Origin of the sequence: Acinetobacter sp. CIP 102529 (assembly GCF_000368325.1) — a bacterium.
Classification (GTDB): Bacteria; Pseudomonadota; Gammaproteobacteria; order Pseudomonadales; family Moraxellaceae; genus Acinetobacter; species Acinetobacter parvus.
On record NZ_KB849355.1, the window covers coordinates 761,563 to 781,495 of the forward strand.

Here is a 19,933-nt window from a genome sequence, read left to right on the forward strand (position 1 = left end):
CAGACATGAACCGTTTTTACATCGAAGCCGAATTAAACACTGGCAATACTATTGAATTGACGGAATCGGTGTTTCATCATTGGGTGCGTGTGCTCCGTGCAAAAGAACAGGAACAGGCCATCTTCTTCAATGGAAAAGGTGGTGAATATCGCGTGACGCTCACTGAAATCAACAAGAAAAATGCGTTTGTGTCAGTTGATCATTTTGAGCCAGCTGATCGGACACCACCCTTTAAAGTGGTTTTAGGCCAGGTGATGAGCAAGGGGGATCGTATGGATTATGCGATTCAGAAAGCCACTGAACTTGGTGTGACCACTATTCAACTGTTGACCAGCGAGCGTTGCGAAATGCGCCTGAAATATGACCGTGACCAAAAGAAGATTGATCATTGGCAGTCTGTGGCGATTGCAGCATGTGAACAATGTGGCATGAACATTGTTCCAGAAATCCTTGCTCCCATTGCCTTAACAGAGTGGGTCAGCTCGGAACTGCCACAGGCCCGTTTAGTTTTGGCGCCAAATAAAGACCAGAACAATGTACTGCTGAATAGTGAACCTGATTTAGCGCTACTGATTGGTCCAGAAGGCGGTTTGAGTGAAGCAGAAATTGAAACTGCAAACCAGAACCATTTTCAAAGCTGGTGCATTGGAGACCGTGTTTTAAGGACTGAAACCGCTCCAGTTGTCGCCTTATCCATTTTAAATTATCACTTTTCAGCCAAATAATGGTTTTGGATTGCTTTCCAATGGCTTTAGCGGTAATTTAAAATAAAATACGATGATGTTGATATACAGCAACGTATGTAGGCCCAACACAGATAAAAATGAAAAGGATTATTCTTTATATGTCAGGGGTTCAAGAAAAAAAAATTCCGCAGTTTATTTATACGGATCAGATCAACTATCCTAACCACGTACGCCTATTCGTTTTAAGTGTATTTATTATTGCACTTCTGGACTATCTGTTATTTGCTTCTTTCTATTCTTTTAGTGCGAATATCTTTACCACATGGATGACCCTTACCCTTACGCTATTACTCACTTTTTACGCAATCTGCCACTTTTCATTAAGATATTACTCATCAAGTCGCTTTGCTGGAAAAACCAACATTACCTTTCAGGTGATCTGCTTTTTCACGGGTTTATTGCTGGGGATCAGCACCCTTGTGATCAATGACCTATTGATTAAGGATGTCCCGAATCTTTCCACATCACACATCCTAAGCTTGACAGCCCTGCTGCTCACCTCTTCACATATTATTGCGCTGACTTTTTTAACCCAGCATATCCGTTACTTCTTCCTGTTCTTCATTCCAAGCATCAGCCCCTTGGTGATTTCCCAGATTATACATAGAGATCAAGAACATACCCTGTTTTACATTGCCTATTACCTGTCTTTTTTTGCAACCCTACTATGTGCACAGGCTACCTTTAAAATTCACCAGCGCCTGTCACAGGTTCTGGACAAGAACAAGCAACTGATTGATGTAGCGGAACAACACAACCAATGGACAGAGGAACTCTGCCAACAATTGCAGTGTGTAGTCAACAAATCCAGGGACATAGAAGCACAACTGCAGTTCAATAATCATTTACTCGAACAAAAGGTCCGTGAGCGTACTTTCGATCTTACCCAGATGAATGAAAGTCTGGAAGAACACCGCCAGAACTTGGCTTTTGCCCATGAAACTGCGGGTATTCGTCCCTGGGAATGGAATTTAGAAAATAACACTGTTGGGATTACCAATTCTCATCGTAAAGAAGTTACGCGTGGTTCTGAGAATCACTATTCGTTGCTCCATAAAATCGTACATCCTGATGATCTTGAACGTGTTAAAAACACACTTTTTGACATCCTCCCCGACCTAAAGGACGGGGATTCCTACTGCTAGATGGCAATGTCCTGCCACGAAACAGATACTATAGTTCTCTGCTTCTTATTCCAATGTAGTCCTACCTTTCGGATTGCAAAGAGTGCACGGATTACAATGGGGAAAACTGTTTTTTTCGTGTTGTATCAGTCTGCTGACTAAAAATATACAACGTAATTATCATAGCACATGGATTACTAGATTCAAATGTTTTTAGCAATCCTAGCTAATCCCCACAAGGGGGACTAGCGGATTGCAGCCTTATATCCTCGGGCTAAACCCCGAGGTTTTACGGCTATTCGGATAAACATCTATATGGCCAAACTAAACGTTACGAAGAAACTTTCCGCATTAAACGACCGAGTGGTGAATGGGTTTGGATTCATGATGTTGGCCAAGTCATTCTAAGAAATCCAAAAGATGGAACGCCGTTGCGCATGGTGGGCATACACCGTGACATTAATCAGGAGAAAAAGCATCAGGAACGTTTAAAACTGGCTGCCAGCGTTTTTGAACACGCTTCTGAAGGCATTTTTATTCTGGATGAAAATTTCTGCTATATCGAGGTCAACCCAAAATACGAACAACTGACTGGACTTGATAAGCAAATTATTATAAACAAAGAACTTTTTGAAATTACCAAACAAGATAAACAGCATCACCATAATTTCCACCTTTCGATTCTAGACACGCTCTATGAAGAACAGGAATATGAAGGGGAATTTCAGGAAACCTATCTTTCTGAAAAATCGTGTTTTTTATGGATACATATCAATGCGGTGAAAGATGAGACTGATCGGGTCATTAACTATATTGGTATTGTGTCTGACCAGACTGAGCGTAAACATCAGGAACAGCGTCTTTCCTACCTCACCAACTACGACACCCTGACGGATTTACCAAATCGTTTCTATTACCATCAGCAATTACATCAATATCTGGTCAATGAGGCATCCATTCAGCATCTTGCGGTAATTCGATTGAATATCGACAGATTCCGTGCCTTGAATGAACTACTAAGCAATCAAGCAGGAAATGAGCTGCTTAAACAGGCTGCACAACGTTTAAGGATTAGTAATATTGACGCACTTTTGGTGGCCCATTTAAGCGCGGATGATTTCGCCATTATTTACGAGATGTCACCACTCCATCCACAGATACACCAACTGTGCAACAATATTGTCGAAGCATTTAGCAAGCCATTCTATATTGCGGAACAGGAATATGTGGTCAGCATCTCCATCGGTGTCGCCATTTACCCAGAGCACGGCCGTCAGGTTGACAACCTCAATACCCATGCCGAACAGGCACTAACAGAAGCCAAACGTTTGGGTGGCAACACCATTCGTTATTATTCGAGTGAACGCACCAACTTTGTGGCAAGACACACTGACCTGGAACTCGATCTAAGAAAAGCGATTCAGAACAATGAACTGGTTGTCTATTATCAACCTAAAATGAATGCGCTTGATGGTAAAGTTGTTGGTTTTGAAGCCTTAATTCGCTGGAATCACCCAAGTAAAGGCTTAATCATGCCGAATATTTTTATTCCTTTGGCAGAAAGCACCAGTTTGATTTCAGATATTGGGCGTTTTGTGTTGTATGAAGCGGCAAAACAATTACAAGCATGGCAAAAACTTGGTTTCAATCATATTAATATTGCGGTAAATATTGTGGCGCAGCAAATTCAACGTGGTCAATTGCTGAGCGATCTCGATGAAATACTCGAAACCTACGCCATTATTGGCCGTAATCTTGTATTAGAAATTACCGAATCGGCATTTTTGGAAAATACTGATACTGTGAAAATGGTGTTAAAAGCCATTAAAGAACGCGACATTTCTATTGCATTGGATGATTTCGGTACTGGCTATTCATCTCTGGCCTACCTTACCGAATATCCAATTGACATCTTAAAAATTGATCGGGCATTTATTTCAAAAATTGGTGATGCCAAACACGATGCGATTGTTAATGCCATGATAGCCATGGGCAAAACCATTGGTTTAAAAGTTGTGGCGGAAGGGGTTGAGACCGAACAACAGCGTGATTACCTAAAACGCCAAAACTGTGACATATTGCAGGGTTACCTGTTTGCCAAACCATTAACTGCCGTACATGCAACTGAATATCTGCAACAGCATACCCAACTGTCAACCGCAAGATATTCCATTTAAAATGATTTTAGACTTTTTGCATGTTGATTTTTCCATCATTATCAATTGTCAATAAGCCTCATCGTTCAGTGAAAATAAGCTTTTTTGACTGGGCTAAACCATGAACTAGTGCTATATTCTTGTGCACTTATATTAATATCATAATCAGTCCTAGCTATGACTGGTTGTTGTATTGAAACAACTATCGAAACAATCGAGACTCAGATGGACGATCAATCTTTAAAACAAGCCGCTTTGTATTACCATGAATTTCCTACACCTGGAAAAATCAGTGTGACACCTAGCAAGCAGCTCGTTAACCAACGAGATTTAGCGCTTGCATATTCTCCTGGTGTCGCAGCTCCATGTCTGGAAATTGAACGTGACCCTTCTGCCGCCGCTAAATATACAGCCCGTGGCAATCTGGTCGCCGTCGTGAGTAATGGTACAGCCGTACTTGGTTTAGGGAACATTGGTCCCCTTGCCTCCAAACCTGTAATGGAAGGTAAAGGCGTACTGTTCAAGAAGTTCGCTGGGGTTGATGTATTTGATATTGAAATTGCTGAAAACGATCCAGACAAGATCGTGGATATCGTTGCCGCACTAGAACCAACCTTTGGTGGTATCAACCTGGAAGACATCAAGGCACCTGAATGTTTCTATATTGAGAAGAAACTTCGTGAACGCATGAAGATTCCTGTGTTCCATGATGATCAACATGGTACCAGTATTATTGTAGGCTCAGCATTGTTGAATGCCTTGCAGATCGTGAACAAGAAAATTGATGAAATTAAAATCGTTGCATCAGGTGCTGGTGCTGCCGCATTGTCATGTTTAGATTTACTTTGTGCATTAGGCGTAAATAAATCGAATATTATTGTGGCTGATTCTCGTGGTCTTCTAACAACTTCACGTGAAGGACTTGATGAATCGAAAAAACGTTATGTTCAAGATATTTCTGCCACTCAATTACATGAAGTAATGCCTGGCGCAGATATGTTCTTGGGTCTTTCGGCGGCAGGAATCTTAACCAAAGAAATGGTTAAGGAAATGGCTGAAAACCCAATTATTTTTGCACTTGCAAACCCAGACCCAGAAATCTTGCCTGAACATGCGCACGAAGTTCGTCCTGATGTAATTATGGCAACTGGTCGTTCAGACTATCCAAACCAAGTAAACAATGCACTTTGTTTCCCATATATTTTCCGTGGTGCGCTCGATGTCGGTGCAACTACCATTAATGAAGATATGAAAATTGCTTGTGTACATGCGATTGCACGTATGGCACATATTGAAGCAGATGCTGCGACTTACGGTGAAAAATCTGCATCATTCGGTCGTGATTACTTGATTCCTCGCCCTCTGGACCAACGCTTGATTCTTGAGATTGCGCCAGCAGTAGCTAAAGCTGCGATGGATTCAGGTGTTGCGACACGTCCAATTGAAGATTTTTCTGTATATCGTCAAAGACTTTCTGAGTTTGTATATAACTCAGCATTTTTAATGAAACCGATTTTCTCACAAGCGAAAACTGATCCTAAGCGTATTGCATATGCCGAGGGTGAAGATCAACGTGTATTGCGTGCGGTTCAAATTGTTGTAGATGAAGGTCTAGCTAAACCAATCCTTGTTGGTCGTACGGCTGTTATTGAAGACAATATCAGAAAACTCGGTTTACGCTTACAGCGCGATGTCAATATTGAAATCGTCGATCAAGAAAACAATCCTTTATATGATGATTTCTGGAAAGACTACTACAATACGATGCAACGTAAAGGCGTAACTGTGGAATATGCGCAACGTGAAGCACGTCGTCGTTCAACCTTAATCGCCGCATTGCTAGTTAAGTTTGGCAAAGCTGATGGCATGCTATGTGGCACTTATGCGAGCTACGATATCCATTTAGATTTCGTTAAAAACGTGATCGGTTTAAAAGAAGGTCGTAGTACTTTGTTTACACTCAACGCATTAATGCTTGAAGATCGTAACTTGTTTATTGCCGATACTTATGTAAATACCAATCCAACTGCTGAACAACTTGCAGAGATGACTATTTTAGCAGCCGAAGAAGTGCGTCGTTTTGGTATGACTCCTCGTGTCGCTTTACTTTCTCACTCAAGTTTTGGAAGCGATCAAGTTGATCCAAGTGCTCAGAAAATGCGTGAAGTTTATCGTTTACTTTCTGAACAAGCTCCAGAACTTGAAGTTGAAGGTGAAATGCATGGTGATGCTGCATTAGATGATACTATTCGTCATTTTGCATTCCCAAATTCACGCTTTAAAGGTTCAGCAAACTTGTTGATTATGCCGAATTTAGATTCTGCAAATATTTCATTCAATTTGTTAAAAGCAACATCTGGTAATAATGTAACGATTGGTCCAATCTTATTAGGCGCAGCAAAGCCAGTTCATATTTTAACACCGACAGCAACTACCCGCCGTCTAGTGAATATGACAGCTTTAACTGTTGCTGAAATTCAGCAAAGCCAAAACTGATATAGTTTAAGCATAGCTTTTAACATTAAAAGCTATGCTTAGTGCTTGAGAAAACCTCTATTCTGTAGCATGATTGTGTGAAGAATAGAGGTTTTTTATGCAAGTTTATTTAGTAGGCGGTGCAGTTCGAGATCACTTACTCGGTCACCCCTATCACGAAAAAGATTATGTTGTGGTTGGAGCAACACCTGAACAATTATTATCTGAAGGTTACCAACGCGTTGGAAAGGACTTCCCTGTATTTCTTCATCCAAAAACAAAAGAAGAATATGCACTAGCACGTACTGAAAGAAAATCAGGCATTGGCTATCACGGATTCCAATTTTTTACTGATAGCACTGTTAAATTAGAAGAAGATTTAATTCGTCGTGATTTAACGATTAATGCAATGGCAATGGATGAAACTGGACAAGTTTATGATCCCTATGGTGGTCAAAAAGATCTTGACCAGAAAATCCTACGCCATGTTTCAGATGCATTTACCGAAGACCCTTTGCGTGTGCTTCGGGTTGCCCGATTTGCTGCACGCTATGCCAACTACGGTTTTAAAATCGCAGATGAAACGCTGCAACTAATGAGTGAAATTGCGAAATCAGGTGAGCTTGATGCATTGACTCCTGAACGTGTCTGGAAAGAAACTTCTCGTGCATTGATGGAGGATCATGCATATATCTATTTTCAAACATTAAGAAATTGTGATGCGCTAAAAGTTCTGTTCCCAGAAATCGATGCCTTATTTGGTGTACCACAGCGCCCTGAATACCATCCAGAAGTGGATTGTGGGGTTCACACCCTCATGGCCCTAAAACAAGCTTGTCAGTCCAACTATGGACTAGATGTACGTTTTGCTGTCTTGGTGCATGATTTAGGGAAAGCGCTGACCCCAACTGAGGAATTACCACGGCATATCATGCATGAGGAACGTGGTTTGCAACCCGTAACCGAGGTGTGTGACCGCTTAAAGGTTCCCTCTCAGCTCAAGAGTCTAGCCCTGACCGTCTGTAAAGAACATTTAAAGTGCCATCAGGCCAAGAGTTTAAAACCAGGTACTTTATGGCGTTTATTACAACGTTTGGATGTTCTACGGAAACCAGAAAAGGTTGAGGCATTTGTACAGGCATGTGAATGTGACGCAAAAGGCCGCCTAGGTCTGGAAGATCGCCCTTATCCACAGGCCCAATATATTCTGGATGCAATGCAAATTGTACGGAATATTCGGGCACAGGATTTACCCGAACACATTACAGGGCCTGAAATTGGTGAAATGCTGATTAAATACCGAATTGAGGCACTGGCACAGTTCAAACAGCAACACGATGAGCCATAGTTTGAGCATGTAAAAAGAACCAATAAAAAAACCCAGTCACAAGACTGGGTTTTTTGAAAAGATACGAATTACTTCGCAGCTTCTGCCTGAGCAGCAGCAACTTCTTCTGCAAAGCTCATTTCAGCTTTCTTCTCAATACCTTCACCCACTTCGAAACGAACGAATTGAGCGACATTGGTACCCGTTGCTTTCAATACATCAGCAACTTTCTTGTCGTTGTCGATTACATACATTTGGCGGTCAAGTGCAACTTCGTTCAAGTATTTGTCAACTGAACCACTTACCATTTTCTCAACGATGTTGGCTGGCTTACCAGATTCCAACGCTTTCGCTTCAGCAATTTCTTTCTCTTTCGCGATTAAGTCAGCTGGAACAGCTTCTGCATTTACAGCAACTGGGTTGAACGCAGCAACGTGCATTGCAATACCTTTACCAGTGTCAGCATCACCTGTGTAAGATACAACCACACCGATTTTTAAACCGTGCTTGTAAACAGCCAAGTTTTCGCCTTCAACGATTTGAGCACGACGAACCTGGATGTTTTCACCGATTTTTTGAACAAGCGCAACACGAGCTTCTTCTACAGTCGCACCGTCTTCAAGCTTAAGTTCAGCAATTTTTGCAGCATCAGTTTCATTTGCAGCAAGTGCAGCAGCAGCAACTTTATCAGAGAAGTTTTTGAAGTTTTCGTCTTTTGCAACGAAGTCAGTTTGACAGTTAACTTCAACAAGAATCGCTTTGTTAGCGTCTTGAATAATTGTAATCGCACCATCGGCAGCAATGTTACCTGCTTTTTTAGCAGCTTTTGCCTGACCTGATTTACGAAGGTTATCAATTGCAAGTTCGATGTCACCGCCTGCTTCTGTTAATGCTTTTTTGCATTCCATCATTGCAAGACCAGTACGGTCACGTAATTCTTTTACCATGCTCGCAGTAACTGCAGTCATGTTGTTCTCCTAAAATCGGTAGAAAATAAATCTGTTCAACAAAAACGGCCCAAAGAATCTCTGGGCCGTTTGCAATCTCGACGCTTTAATCTGCCACCATTACATGTCGCAAAAATGACAAGCTTGCGTCAAAACGCATTAAGCCTCAGAAGCGTCTTTAGCAGCGTCGTCGCCTTTCGCTTGTGCATTTGCTTGTGATTGAGCATATTCTTTACCAGCAAGAATCGCATCAGCCATAGCAGAAGCATATAAAGTTACTGCACGGATCGCATCGTCGTTACCAGGAATAACGTAGTCTACGTTGTCTGGGTTAGAGTTTGTATCAACGATACCGATTACAGGAATACCCAGGTTTTTCGCTTCTTTGATTGCAATCGCTTCGTGATCAACGTCGATTACAAATAATGCGTCAGGTAAACCACCCATGTTTTTAACGCCGCCTAAAGCACGTTCAAGTTTTTCCATCTCACGAGTACGCTCTAAAGCTTCACGTTTAGTAAGCTTGGCAAAAGTACCATCTTGAGATTGAGTTTGAAGATCTTTTAAACGGTTGATAGATTGGCGAAGTGTTTTCCAGTTCGTCAACATACCACCTAACCAACGGTGATCAACATATGGTTGACCAGCACGTTGTGCTTGTTCACGGATGATGTTAGAAGCAGCACGTTTCGTACCAACAAACAATACTTTATTCTTTTTGCTAGCAAGGTTGTTAACAAAGTTCAAAGCATCATTTAACGCAGGAACAGTGTGCTCAAGGTTGATGATGTGAATTTTGTTACGCGCACCAAAAATGTATTGACGCATTTTTGGGTTCCAGAAACGAGTTTGGTGACCGAAGTGCGCGCCTGCTTGAAGAAGGTCGCGCATGCTTACGTTGTAATCTGCCATTTTCTTTACCTTAAAGTTTGGGTTAGGCCTCCATATATCCGCATCCTCCACCCTAACGGGCACCCAGAGTAATGTGTCGATATATGTGCGGATTTTATTGCCCCATCGCACAAAGCCCGTGAAATTTATTCACGAAAAAGCATTTGATAAAATGGGCGGCTATTTATACCATAGCCACAAACAAATTTCCAAAAGTTTTTAGAGATCATGAATACAACTTATACAGCCCCTCGTCGATTAATCAAAACACCTGAAGAAATTGAAAAGATGCGTGTTGCAGGCAAATTGGCGGCTGAAGTTCTAGACATGATTAAACCGCACATTAAAGCGGGTGTAAGCACTTTAGAACTCGATACCATCTGTCGCAATCACATTGAAAATGTACAGCAGGCCATTCCTGCCTGTGTAGGTTACGGCGCAGCACCAGGCCGCCCTGCTTTTCAACATTCAATCTGTACTTCTGTGAACCATGTGGTTTGTCATGGTATCCCATCTGAAAGTAAAGTCTTAAAAAATGGCGATATTCTGAATATTGATGTCACCGTGATTAAAGATGGTTATCACGGCGACACCAACATGATGTATATCGTCGGTGGAGAGACTTCTATTCTTGCGAATCGTCTCTGCCAAGTTGCACAAGAAGCCATGTATCGTGGTATGGCCACGGTTAAAGATGGTTCTTATCTGGGTGATGTTGGCTATGCTATCCAGCAGTATGTGGAATCGGAACGTTTTAGTGTAGTGCGTGAATATTGTGGTCATGGTATTGGCAAGGTGTTCCATGATGAGCCACAAGTTCTGCATTATGGCCAGAAAGGCACAGGCATGATTCTTGAAGCTGGAATGACTTTTACCATTGAGCCAATGGTCAACGCTGGTGTTTGGCAAACCAAGCTTTTAGGCGATAAATGGACGGTGGTAACTAAAGACCATAAGTTGTCTGCCCAATATGAACACACCATTTTAGTGACTAAAACAGGAATTGAAGTGTTAACAGCACGTCCTGAAGAAGACTTATCACGTTTTATGTAGACACTCATTTAAATAAGATATAAGAAGCTGCTTCGGTAGCTTTTTTATTAAGATGCGGATTGTGATGAATATAGTCAAATCATCAAATTTTGCTGTTTTAATAAAAAATAAAAAGCCTATAAACAATCAAAAAGCTTGCTGAGTGACCTTGATCAGCAAGCTTTTTTTATTGCTCAAACAAAAGGGTTGCCCTTAAGCAGCCCTTTTTCATTAAATATAATCAATTAGTTATTGTTGTTTAGGCAATGGAATATATTGCGACTGGGCATTTTGCTGCACTTTACGCTCGCCTACTTTGACCTGCAAGGTTTGCTGCTTGCCATCACGCTCAACAACTACATCAATCACACTTGCAGGTGCCTGCAAGGCCACATAATTGATCAGGTGTGATGCTGAGCTAATTTGCTCATTATTAACCTGAATGATTTTATCACCACGCTTCACGCCCGCAGCATCGGCTGGACCATCACGCAATACATCTGCAACAATGACACCGACTGGTTTTGAAGCCAGTACATCTTCATCCAGCGTATTTGGAATCAGGCTAATGCCCAACCAGCCACGTACAACACGACCATCTTTTAAAATCGAGTTGAGAACCTGCTGGCAAATCTGTGCAGGAATCGCAAAACCAATTCCCAGCGAACCGCCAGACTGCGAGAAGATTGCAGTATTCACACCAATCAGGTTACCCGCAACATCAATCAATGCACCACCAGAGTTACCTGGGTTAATTGCAGCATCGGTCTGAATAAAATCTTCATAGGTATTGATACCTAGATCTGAACGACCTGTGGCGGAAATAATCCCTTGCGTGACGGTCTGGCCTACACCAAAGGGATTACCAATCGCCAGCACGACATCCCCAACCTCATTACCACTCAGTTTAAATGGCAGAACAGGCAGTTTGTCCAGTTCAATCTTAATGACAGCCAAATCAGTATCAGGGTCAGTTCCGATCACCTTAGCTTCAGCACGGCGACCATCATGCAACGCCACTACAATATGTTCAGCCTGAGCAATCACATGGTTATTGGTTAAAATATAGCCATCTGCACGAACAATAACGCCCGAACCCAGACTATTTTCATTTTGAGGCTGCTGAGGAATCTGGTTGCCAAAAAACTCACGGAACACAGGATCATTCAACAATGGATGATTCATCTGCTTCACTTTCTGCGTGGTAAAAATATTTACCACGGCTGGCGTTGCAACCTTTACCGCAGCACTATAGGAAACCACGCCACCCGTTCGGGTTGTATCAATCAGTGGCTCCACTTTTTCGGCAGGCATTTTAACGCCATCGGCAGCGACTGTTGGCTTCGGCTGATGCAATTTTTGCCAGCTTAGGAAACTAATGATAACAAGAATGAGTAATACCCAAGGTAACCATATAAATGCACGGCGCACGTTTATTATCCTCTAGGCGAACAATGGAGTTAATATATTGAAGAACAGGAATTTTCCACTATTGTAAAGTAAATTGCCTAAAATCAATGCAAAAGTTACAAAAGTTTTGTCTAGCTTTAGTTACATTCAAAAATATGGTTTTATGGATACTTGTATTGATGTAAAACATTTGAGGAATCGCATGGCAAATTTGCATGACATTGTGCAGTGGTGTAATCAGACATTAAAAGCAAATGAGTTTAAGGACTATGCACCGAATGGGCTACAAATTGAGGGCAAGTCCAAAGTCAATAAAATTGTTTGTGCCGTCACAGCCTCTGAAGATGCCATTGATGCGGCAATTGCTCAACAGGCGGATGCCTTGCTGGTTCATCATGGCTATTTCTGGAAAGGTGAACCCTACCCAATCACAGGGATGCGTGGCAATCGCATTAAAAAACTCATTCAAAACAACATTTCACTGATCGCCTATCACCTGCCCTTGGATGCCCATCCTGTGCTGGGAAATAATGCAGCCATTGCGGAGTTAATCGGCTTACAAGATTTGGAAGCGCTGGACCCAACCGAAAAACATCCGATTGGCAATATTGGCTATCTGGATCAAGCCCTGAGCCCTGAACAATTTAAGGAAAGACTACAGGCGGTCTTTGATTTTAGTGTATTACATCTGGCATGTGATAAAGCCCTGATTCAGAAAGTTGGCTTTTGTACAGGCGGAGCACAGGACTTTATTGATAAGGCAGCTCAGGAGAACTGTGATGCCTATATTTCAGGTGAAGTGAGTGAGCGTACGTTTTATCAGGCTAAAGAATTAGGTGTTCATTATTTTGCATGTGGGCATCATGCAACAGAACGTTATGGTGTACAGCGTTTGGCTCAGGCCATTACCAAGCAGTTTTCCATAGAAGCTGAGTATTTTGAATTAAACAACCCGATTTAACCCAATGGCATAATTCGATTCTGTTCAACATATTTTTCCATAACATTGTCTGTGGTTTCAAATCAAGCTTTGCTTTACTTGAAGCTCAGGTTATACATTTAAATTAAGTCGTTATTGTGTATAGTTCTTTAAAAGACTGCACTATTCTCTGTAGAATCATTTACAATAGAGCCACTTAATGTAAAACCCAGCAAATGCAAGGATTGGAACATGACAACCATTACTTTACCTGCACTTCCATATGGCTATGATGACTTAGCTCCGCACATTACTCGCGAAACTTTAGAATACCATCACGATAAACATCACAATACTTATGTTGTTAACTTAAACAACCTAATCAAAGGCACTGACCTTGAAGGTAAAACTTTAGAAGAAATCATCAAAGCATCTGCTGGTGACGCTTCTAAAGCAGGTATCTTTAACAATGCTGCACAAGTATGGAACCACACATTCTACTGGAACAGCATGAAGCCAAACGGTGGTGGTAAACCAACTGGCGCAATCGCAGCTAAAATCGAAGAAGCTTTCGGTAGCTATGAAAAATTTGCAGAAGAATTCACTGCTGCTGCAACGACTCAATTCGGTTCAGGTTGGGCTTGGTTGGTTGCCGATGAAATCAATGGTAAATTATCAATTACCAAAACTTCAAATGCAGACACCCCGCTTGCTCACGGTCAAATTGCGGTATTAACCATTGACGTTTGGGAACATGCTTACTACATCGACTTCCGTAACTTACGTCCAAAATACATCGCAACTTTCCTAGAAAGCCTAGTGAACTGGGACTATGCAAATGCAAAACTTGCTGGTCAACCAGCAGGTGTTGAGAAATAATTTTTATTTCTTGAATAAAAACTGCCCACTTCGGGCAGTTTTTTTATGCGTAAAACCTAAAAAGCATATTTATCAAGCAAACAATTCATTTTATTTAATATTCTTATTGACGCATACGTTTTTCATGCCTAAAATGCGCATCAGATTCTCCCATAGCTCAGTCGGTAGAGCGACGGACTGTTAATCCGCAGGTCCCTGGTTCGAGCCCAGGTGGGAGAGCCAAAATTCTAAAAAGCCCTGATTTGATCAGGGTTTTTTTATTGTCAATGCTTTAATTTATTGTCATCCCTGTTGTAACTCTATTTATTTTTTATGTTGCATCTCGTATATGTTTTAGCCTTGCGTCCTTTTCAACCCTATAATAAAAAACGATGGTCATATTAAGGAAAACCATAATGAAGAAACTACTTCTCAGTTTATTATTCTTATGCAGTCCAGTCATGGCTGCACAAACAACATGGTATGCAGGCTCGACTTATAAGGGTACTGTGACTGTCCCTATTGAAAATGGGCCAAATGTGGTCTGGAAGTGTAATGGTAAAGTTTGTAGCATGTCTGGGCCCTGGGGCAATGACCTGTCTCTGGACTCCTGTCAAAATCTGGTTTTGCGTATTGGCAAGATTAGCTATTATAAAAATTCAGTGGGAGCAAGCTGGACAGCGCAATCGTCCCAATTAGCCCAATGCAATCAGGTTGTACGTTAATATAGCGATTTTAAGCACTTAACAGTTTATTATTTACACTGATTTTACTTGACTATAAACGTCTTGCCCCCTAAAATTCACTCCAGATTCTCCCATAGCTCAGTCGGTAGAGCGACGGACTGTTAATCCGCAGGTCCCTGGTTCGAGCCCAGGTGGGAGAGCCAAAATTCTAAAAAGCCCTGATCAATAATCAGGGCTTTTTTATGTTAAGCACAGTGCATACCTTTAAAAATATATGGTCTTATCATAATGCGTCTTATATCGCCAGAAACTGCACCAAAATTTCAACTTATAGATAGCCATGGCAGAGTAGTTCGACTAGACTCAGGTAAACGCACTTTACTTGCATTTTTTCGTGATACAAACTGTCCTTTTTGTAATTTTAGAATTTTCCAATTAACACAACATTATAAAAAACTTTCGGATCAAGGCTTAGAAATCATTGCATTTTTTCATCAACACGTGAAGAAGTCAATGAATTTGTAAGAAAACGCCCTCGCCCTTTTACGATCGTCGCCGATCCTGAAAATATCGCCTATCAAGCTTATGGTATTGAACGATCAATGGCACGCTCTACTTATAGCGTTTTTCGACATTTCGTCTCATGGGTTTTAGGCATCAAAATAATTGGGGCTGAGGGTTTAAAAAAGAATCTACAAAATCCAAGTGATATTATGCCAGCAGATTTTTTAATTGATGAGCAAGGTTATATTATTGAAACATATTACGGTTCTGATGCTAGCGACCACATTCCATTTGAAAATATTTATAAATTTTTAAATGCTGATCAGAACCCTAAGTAGTCTACAACACCTCGTGTTTAATTGATTTATGCAAAAATGGTGTGTTTAGCGACTAGGCACACCGCTATGGAAACGGAAAGTATCATCTGGGCTTAAAATCAGATTCTTCTCCACTTCACGAATATACTCAATCCGTTGTTGAATGGTTTCTTCAGGATCTTTTAGTTTCGCCGTTTTCGCAACATCTAAAGCCAGCGCCAAATAATCCTCAAAGTGACGTGATTCTGATTTAAGCAAGTAACGATAGTAGCGACCTAGCTCATCATCAACAATTGGTGCAAGTGCATAGAAACGCTCACAAGAACGCGCCTCTACAAATGCCCCGATGATCATCACGTCAATCAAGGCCTCAGGTTCATAGGTACGGATTTCTTTGCGTAAACCACCTGCATAGCGCCCTGCGCTCAACCCCTTCCATTCTTGACCACGTTTGTTCATAAACTCAAGAACCTGCTCATAATGCAGCATTTCTTCACGCACGAGCTGCGCCAACTTCACTTGTAAGTCAGTAAAAAAGCTATAGCGAAACATCAGGTTCATTGCAGTACTGGCAGCTTTCTTTTCACAATTCGCATGGTCTTGCATCAATATTTCAAGATTATTAATGGCTTCATCTAACCATGCTTGAGGTGTAGTACAACCTAAAAAACCAATCACAGGTTGCATCAACTCATCGTAATTTATACTACTCATCAACTTATCTCGCAGCAGCCTGAATCGCTGCTTTCATCTCTTTTACCGCTTGAGCCAAACCAACAAATACACTATCGGCAATAATCGAATGCCCAATATTTAATTCATGAATTTGCGGGATCGCTGCGATAGGCGCAACATTTTCTAGATTTAAACCATGTCCAGCATTGACTACTAGCCCCTTCGTAGCGGCGTATTCAGCACCTTTGACGATACGTGCCAATTCTGCTTGCTGTTGTTCATCAGTCTCCGTGTCCGCATAAGCACCTGTATGAATTTCAATGGTTGGCGCACCACATGCAACTGCCGCATCAATCTGGGCTAAATCAGCATCAATGAATAATGACACATCACATCCAATCGCTTTGAGTGCTTCTGTCGCAGCTTTAACTTTTTCAAAATGACCAACCACATCCAAGCCACCCTCTGTTGTCACTTCTTGGCGGCGTTCAGGCACAAAACACACATGTTGCGGCTTAATTTCTTTGGCAAACTCAACCATTTCATCGGTGACTGCTAATTCAAGGTTCATGCGTGTTTTCAATAGTGGACGCATGCGACGAACATCATCGTCTTGTATATGACGACGATCTTCACGTAAATGTAAGGTTATGCCTTCTGCACCTGCTTGTTCACAGACCAATGCTGCCTGTACAGGATCAGGGTAAGTTGTACCACGTGCTTGTCTTAATGTCGCAACATGATCAATGTTTACACCTAATATTGCAGCCATAAAAATATCCTATCGGTTTAGCCCTGAATCATTATTTTCAATACATCAGGAATATCAAGTTTGTGTACTTTGAATCCAAAGTTGACGGCTTTTCAGCGGTCGATCACCCAACAAGGAGCTAATCATTTGACGGTATAGTTTACCCAATAATTGCAACTGTTCGTGAGAAAAATCCTGACCATCTTCATAACTTTGCATGGATGTAATCAATGCACCCTCAAGTGTTGAACGTGAGGCTCGTGAAACTGGCAGAAAGCCATCATTGAGCTGAAATTGATAATGCTGATTGACCTGAATGTCTTGTTGACTCGCATCTACTGAAAAATCAATCGCATAGCCCAACTCCTGCAATAATACATGTTCAAACTGGCGTAAAATCTGTCGCAGGAATAAAGAGGCTTGTTTATGCGATGCCAATTGCTGTAATTGCAATAAGGTCAGTTGGTATTGTTCAAATGTCTGTGGCATCGCTTCTTCAAGCGGACATAAACGCAACACGATCTCATTTAAATAGAAACCAGCAAAAAATGCATCACCATGAAAAAACACAGGTTGATTCAGAATTTCAAGTTTTGTAAAGTTTTTGAGTTCAGATTTGCCAGTGGCTTGCAGACGAATAGGCTGATATTGCGGCGGTGGGGTCTGTCTTAGAATCCCATCCACCCGCCCATATTCTTGTGTAAATAAATGCACAATATGGCTTTTTTCACGATATTTACGATGATGAATCAAATAGCCATGCAGGACTTCATTACGCATCATAAAGCGATACTAGTCCTTCTTTTTCTCATCCTTTTCTTCATCATCGCCATCAGGAATAACTGCACCAGCCACAGCAGCAGTCCCCTTAACAACACCTTTGGTGGTCTTATAATCAACTTTAACAGGTACGGTCACAAGCTTATGAACACAGCCTTGCAACATGAAGATGCATGTTACGATTGCGAGTACACGGATTGTTATTTTCATACCTGTTTCCATTGTCTTAAAACCTGTTAAATATCGCTATAACCCAAGCTTTTTAACGCACGCTCATCATCAGACCAACCACCTTTGACTTTCACCCAAAGCGTTAGCATAATTTTTTGCTCAAACATTTTTTCCATATCTGTACGTGCATCCATGCCAATGCTTTTCAGCTTCGCACCTTTATCACCAATCACAATCGCTTTTTGGCCTTGGCGTTCCACAAAAATGGTCGCATCAATATACGTACATGGCGGCTTTAAACGACCTGTTTTTTCATTTACGGCTGCTTCTTCAGTTTTAAATGATTCAATTTGAACCGTTAAATCATATGGCAGCTCTTCACCTAACTGACGCATAATTTTCTCACGAATGATCTCACTCGCAAGGAAACGCTCAGAACGATCAGTAATTTGATCTAATGAATACAATGGTGGTTGATATGGCAGATACTTCTCGATGGTATCTCGCAAATGATCGAGATTTGCACCACGCAATGCTGAAACCGGAACAATTTCAGCAAAATTCATGAGCTTGGCACGCTCTCGAATCAGTGGTAAAGCCTCATTTTTATTTTCAAATGTATCAAGTTTATTGATCACTAGAATCACTGGCATATCGGCATTTTTAAGTTTTTCCAAAACCAATTCATCGTTTTGCGTCCACTTTTGTGCATCCACCACAAATAAAACCAGATTCACATCACGCAAAGCAGAGTGTGCCGCACGATTCATCATCTTATTGATGGCACGTACTTCTTTTTTATGCATCCCAGGAGTATCTACAAATACCGCCTGTGACTTCTCACGCGAGTCAATACCCACAATCTTGTGGCGTGTGGTTTGTGGCTTACGTGAAGTAATAGATAGTTTTTGACCCAAGATGTGGTTCATCAAAGTCGATTTTCCTACATTTGGACGACCAACAATAGCCACAAAACCGCTTTTGAAATCTGAGGGAATAGTCGTTCCCTGAGAACTAAAAAATTGATCAACTACATTATTGCCATCTTGCTGTTCAGTTGCTTCTGGCTTATTTTCTTCTGAATGAGACATCAGGTTATTGCTCCAATAATTTTAAAATCTCTGCCGCTGCCGTTTGTTCGGCAAAACGACGACTTGAGCCCTCGCCTATAATTTTTGGCAGTCCCGCTACATCACATTCCACTTTGAAATGTTGATTAGGGGCATCACCCTGAATATCTACAACCTCGTAAACTGGGAGAGGTTTTTTACGTGCTTGTAAATACTCTTGCAAACGTGATTTCGGGTCTTTCAGTTGATCTGTCGGTTCAATATAATCCAGATAAGGCTCATACCATTTTAGCACAATGCGTTCCAACAGGTTGAGATCATTGCTGTCCAAATAAATGGCACCAATAATTGCTTCAACTGTATCAGCCAGAATTGACTCTCGATGATGTCCACCCGATTTTAACTCGCCTGTGCTTAAAATTAATGACCGACTCAATTGTAAGTCATTTGCAATTTTCCCCAATGCTTCCTGTCGAACCAAAGTCGCACGCATCCGCGTTAAGCGACCTTCATTTTCAAGTGGGTAGGTATGGTAAAGATAATTGGCAACAATCATCCCTAATAATGAATCGCCTAGAAATTCCAGGCGTTCATAATTGTGCTTTTGACTCACAGAACGATGGGTCAATGCCAGTTTTAACAAATCAAGGTGTTTAAACTGGTGACCAATTCGCCCTTGCAGACGTGCATCATTGAGCTTGTTTGGCAGATTTTTGGTCAAAAGTCTTCTCAAAGGTCATCACTAAACTAATATTCAGCATGAAAGGCTTACGCACTTCATACTTTTTCTTAACAATTAAATCATCTTTATAAGTAACCTGTGCAACATCCTTGAAACGAAGATCCCGAACCCCATTCATATCCAGACGCTGATCCATCTGAGCTGCGAACTTAGTTGGTGTAATATTCTCAGGACTATCCTTTAATAGACCTTCAATTTGAGAATCTATAATTCGATCATCCCAATATGCTGGCCAGATTGCGATTGATGCCTTTACAGCAATCGCAAATAGAACCACCCCAAATAAAATTGCAATATACGAAGCGCCTTGTTGAGATTTACGCATCTGTAGTATGTCCTATACGTTTTATTT

The 19,933-nt window shown here is 41.3% G+C and carries 19 protein-coding genes, 2 tRNA genes and 2 pseudogenes; 13 read left to right on the forward strand and 10 right to left on the reverse strand.

Annotated features, from left to right (window positions below; all coding sequences use genetic code 11):
* Window positions 1-5 precede the first annotated feature (5 nt).
* From F972_RS08890 to F972_RS08910, 5 genes and pseudogenes are all read left to right on the forward strand, one after another.
* Entirely contained in the window at window positions 6-725 is a 720-nt protein-coding gene (locus F972_RS08890) for a 16S rRNA (uracil(1498)-N(3))-methyltransferase (RefSeq protein WP_004676933.1), read from the forward strand.
* A gap of 119 nt (window positions 726-844) precedes the next feature.
* Window positions 845-1,849, forward strand: a pseudogene (locus F972_RS08895) (histidine kinase); the annotation flags it as partial.
* Between the two features lie 329 nt (window positions 1,850-2,178).
* A pseudogene (locus F972_RS08900) lies at window positions 2,179-4,047 on the forward strand (putative bifunctional diguanylate cyclase/phosphodiesterase); the annotation flags it as partial.
* Between the two features lie 204 nt (window positions 4,048-4,251).
* The gene (locus F972_RS08905; RefSeq protein ID WP_034428253.1) at window positions 4,252-6,522 is read left to right on the forward strand and encodes an NADP-dependent malic enzyme; all 2,271 of its coding nucleotides are present in this window, start codon (window positions 4,252-4,254) and stop codon (window positions 6,520-6,522) included.
* 97 nt (window positions 6,523-6,619) lie between these two features.
* Window positions 6,620-7,849, forward strand: coding sequence for a multifunctional CCA addition/repair protein (locus tag F972_RS08910; RefSeq protein ID WP_004682631.1), 1,230 nt, complete (start codon window positions 6,620-6,622; stop codon window positions 7,847-7,849).
* A gap of 68 nt (window positions 7,850-7,917) precedes the next feature.
* On the opposite strand, the gene tsf is transcribed toward F972_RS08910, so the two are convergent.
* Both tsf and rpsB read right to left on the reverse strand, forming a co-directional pair.
* Window positions 7,918-8,796 (reverse strand): translation elongation factor Ts, encoded by an 879-nt coding sequence (tsf, locus tag F972_RS08915; protein WP_004676927.1) that lies wholly within the window; start codon window positions 8,794-8,796, stop codon window positions 7,918-7,920.
* Between the two features lie 138 nt (window positions 8,797-8,934).
* Complete coding sequence (rpsB, locus tag F972_RS08920) at window positions 8,935-9,687, reverse strand: 30S ribosomal protein S2 (RefSeq protein WP_004652723.1); 753 nt, start codon at window positions 9,685-9,687, stop codon at window positions 8,935-8,937.
* A gap of 207 nt (window positions 9,688-9,894) precedes the next feature.
* Between rpsB and map the strand changes: the two genes are divergently transcribed.
* A complete protein-coding gene (gene map / locus F972_RS08925; RefSeq protein WP_004757713.1) occupies window positions 9,895-10,719 on the forward strand; it encodes a type I methionyl aminopeptidase in 825 nt (274 codons plus the stop codon).
* Window positions 10,720-10,947: 228 nt separating this feature from the next.
* Here the strand turns inward: map and F972_RS08930 are convergent, their stop codons facing one another.
* Complete coding sequence (locus F972_RS08930) at window positions 10,948-12,129, reverse strand: trypsin-like peptidase domain-containing protein (protein WP_004757712.1); 1,182 nt, start codon at window positions 12,127-12,129, stop codon at window positions 10,948-10,950.
* A gap of 181 nt (window positions 12,130-12,310) precedes the next feature.
* On the opposite strand from F972_RS08930, the gene F972_RS08935 reads away from it, so the two are divergent.
* The 7 genes from F972_RS08935 to F972_RS16285 all read left to right on the forward strand — a co-directional run bounded on the left by F972_RS08935 (window position 12,311) and on the right by F972_RS16285 (window position 15,413).
* Entirely contained in the window at window positions 12,311-13,069 is a 759-nt protein-coding gene (locus F972_RS08935) for a Nif3-like dinuclear metal center hexameric protein (protein ID WP_004682639.1), read from the forward strand.
* A gap of 210 nt (window positions 13,070-13,279) precedes the next feature.
* Entirely contained in the window at window positions 13,280-13,906 is a 627-nt protein-coding gene (locus F972_RS08940) for a superoxide dismutase (RefSeq protein ID WP_004676923.1), read from the forward strand.
* Between the two features lie 146 nt (window positions 13,907-14,052).
* A tRNA-Asn gene (locus tag F972_RS08945) sits at window positions 14,053-14,128 on the forward strand.
* Between the two features lie 173 nt (window positions 14,129-14,301).
* On the forward strand, window positions 14,302-14,610 hold the full coding sequence (locus F972_RS08950) for a DUF8200 family protein (RefSeq protein ID WP_004769574.1): 309 nt from the start codon (window positions 14,302-14,304) through the stop codon (window positions 14,608-14,610).
* An 88-nt stretch (window positions 14,611-14,698) separates the two neighbouring features.
* Window positions 14,699-14,774, forward strand: a tRNA-Asn gene (locus F972_RS08955).
* An 85-nt stretch (window positions 14,775-14,859) separates the two neighbouring features.
* Window positions 14,860-15,096, forward strand: coding sequence for a peroxiredoxin family protein (locus F972_RS16280; protein WP_228127133.1), 237 nt, complete (start codon window positions 14,860-14,862; stop codon window positions 15,094-15,096).
* Window positions 15,097-15,173: 77 nt separating this feature from the next.
* Complete coding sequence (locus F972_RS16285; RefSeq protein ID WP_004682641.1) at window positions 15,174-15,413, forward strand: hypothetical protein; 240 nt, start codon at window positions 15,174-15,176, stop codon at window positions 15,411-15,413.
* Window positions 15,414-15,458: 45 nt separating this feature from the next.
* Here the strand turns inward: F972_RS16285 and F972_RS08965 are convergent, their stop codons facing one another.
* From F972_RS08965 to F972_RS08995, 7 genes are read right to left on the reverse strand one after another with little or no spacing between them, the layout of a single operon-like run.
* The gene (locus tag F972_RS08965) at window positions 15,459-16,106 is read right to left on the reverse strand and encodes a MiaE family protein (RefSeq protein ID WP_004769575.1); all 648 of its coding nucleotides are present in this window, start codon (window positions 16,104-16,106) and stop codon (window positions 15,459-15,461) included.
* 4 nt (window positions 16,107-16,110) lie between these two features.
* Window positions 16,111-16,839 (reverse strand): pyridoxine 5'-phosphate synthase, encoded by a 729-nt coding sequence (gene pdxJ / locus F972_RS08970; protein ID WP_004769576.1) that lies wholly within the window; start codon window positions 16,837-16,839, stop codon window positions 16,111-16,113.
* 54 nt (window positions 16,840-16,893) lie between these two features.
* Window positions 16,894-17,601 carry a DNA repair protein RecO gene (recO, locus tag F972_RS08975; protein ID WP_004676919.1) on the reverse strand — a complete coding sequence of 236 codons (708 nt, stop codon included), beginning with the start codon at window positions 17,599-17,601 and terminating at the stop codon, window positions 16,894-16,896.
* 9 nt (window positions 17,602-17,610) lie between these two features.
* The gene (locus F972_RS08980) at window positions 17,611-17,808 is read right to left on the reverse strand and encodes an NF038104 family lipoprotein (RefSeq protein WP_026040021.1); all 198 of its coding nucleotides are present in this window, start codon (window positions 17,806-17,808) and stop codon (window positions 17,611-17,613) included.
* 26 nt (window positions 17,809-17,834) lie between these two features.
* A complete protein-coding gene (gene era, locus F972_RS08985) occupies window positions 17,835-18,860 on the reverse strand; it encodes a GTPase Era (protein ID WP_004682646.1) in 1,026 nt (341 codons plus the stop codon).
* 4 nt (window positions 18,861-18,864) lie between these two features.
* The gene (gene rnc, locus F972_RS08990; protein ID WP_004682647.1) at window positions 18,865-19,560 is read right to left on the reverse strand and encodes a ribonuclease III; all 696 of its coding nucleotides are present in this window, start codon (window positions 19,558-19,560) and stop codon (window positions 18,865-18,867) included.
* Complete coding sequence (locus tag F972_RS08995) at window positions 19,529-19,906, reverse strand: DUF4845 domain-containing protein (RefSeq protein ID WP_004682648.1); 378 nt, start codon at window positions 19,904-19,906, stop codon at window positions 19,529-19,531. The genes rnc and F972_RS08995 overlap by 32 nt, the downstream gene beginning before the upstream one ends.
* Window positions 19,907-19,933: the final 27 nt, after the last annotated feature.

Coding starts and splice junctions, on each gene's coding strand:
- F972_RS08910 (WP_004682631.1), top strand. CDS start 6,620: ATGCAAGTTTATTTAGTAGGCGGTGCAGTTCGAGATCACTTACTCGGT.
- F972_RS08965 (WP_004769575.1), bottom strand. CDS start 16,106: ATGAGTAGTATAAATTACGATGAGTTGATGCAACCTGTGATTGGTTTT.
- era (WP_004682646.1), bottom strand. CDS start 18,860: ATGTCTCATTCAGAAGAAAATAAGCCAGAAGCAACTGAACAGCAAGAT.
- F972_RS16280 (WP_228127133.1), top strand. CDS start 14,860: ATGCGTCTTATATCGCCAGAAACTGCACCAAAATTTCAACTTATAGAT.
- F972_RS08890 (WP_004676933.1), top strand. CDS start 6: ATGAACCGTTTTTACATCGAAGCCGAATTAAACACTGGCAATACTATT.
- F972_RS08940 (WP_004676923.1), top strand. CDS start 13,280: ATGACAACCATTACTTTACCTGCACTTCCATATGGCTATGATGACTTA.
- F972_RS08935 (WP_004682639.1), top strand. CDS start 12,311: ATGGCAAATTTGCATGACATTGTGCAGTGGTGTAATCAGACATTAAAA.
- F972_RS08995 (WP_004682648.1), bottom strand. CDS start 19,906: ATGCGTAAATCTCAACAAGGCGCTTCGTATATTGCAATTTTATTTGGG.
- rpsB (WP_004652723.1), bottom strand. CDS start 9,687: ATGGCAGATTACAACGTAAGCATGCGCGACCTTCTTCAAGCAGGCGCG.
- tsf (WP_004676927.1), bottom strand. CDS start 8,796: ATGACTGCAGTTACTGCGAGCATGGTAAAAGAATTACGTGACCGTACT.
- recO (WP_004676919.1), bottom strand. CDS start 17,601: ATGATGCGTAATGAAGTCCTGCATGGCTATTTGATTCATCATCGTAAA.
- map (WP_004757713.1), top strand. CDS start 9,895: ATGAATACAACTTATACAGCCCCTCGTCGATTAATCAAAACACCTGAA.
- F972_RS16285 (WP_004682641.1), top strand. CDS start 15,174: ATGGCACGCTCTACTTATAGCGTTTTTCGACATTTCGTCTCATGGGTT.
- F972_RS08905 (WP_034428253.1), top strand. CDS start 4,252: ATGGACGATCAATCTTTAAAACAAGCCGCTTTGTATTACCATGAATTT.
- pdxJ (WP_004769576.1), bottom strand. CDS start 16,839: ATGGCTGCAATATTAGGTGTAAACATTGATCATGTTGCGACATTAAGA.
- F972_RS08950 (WP_004769574.1), top strand. CDS start 14,302: ATGAAGAAACTACTTCTCAGTTTATTATTCTTATGCAGTCCAGTCATG.
- F972_RS08980 (WP_026040021.1), bottom strand. CDS start 17,808: ATGAAAATAACAATCCGTGTACTCGCAATCGTAACATGCATCTTCATG.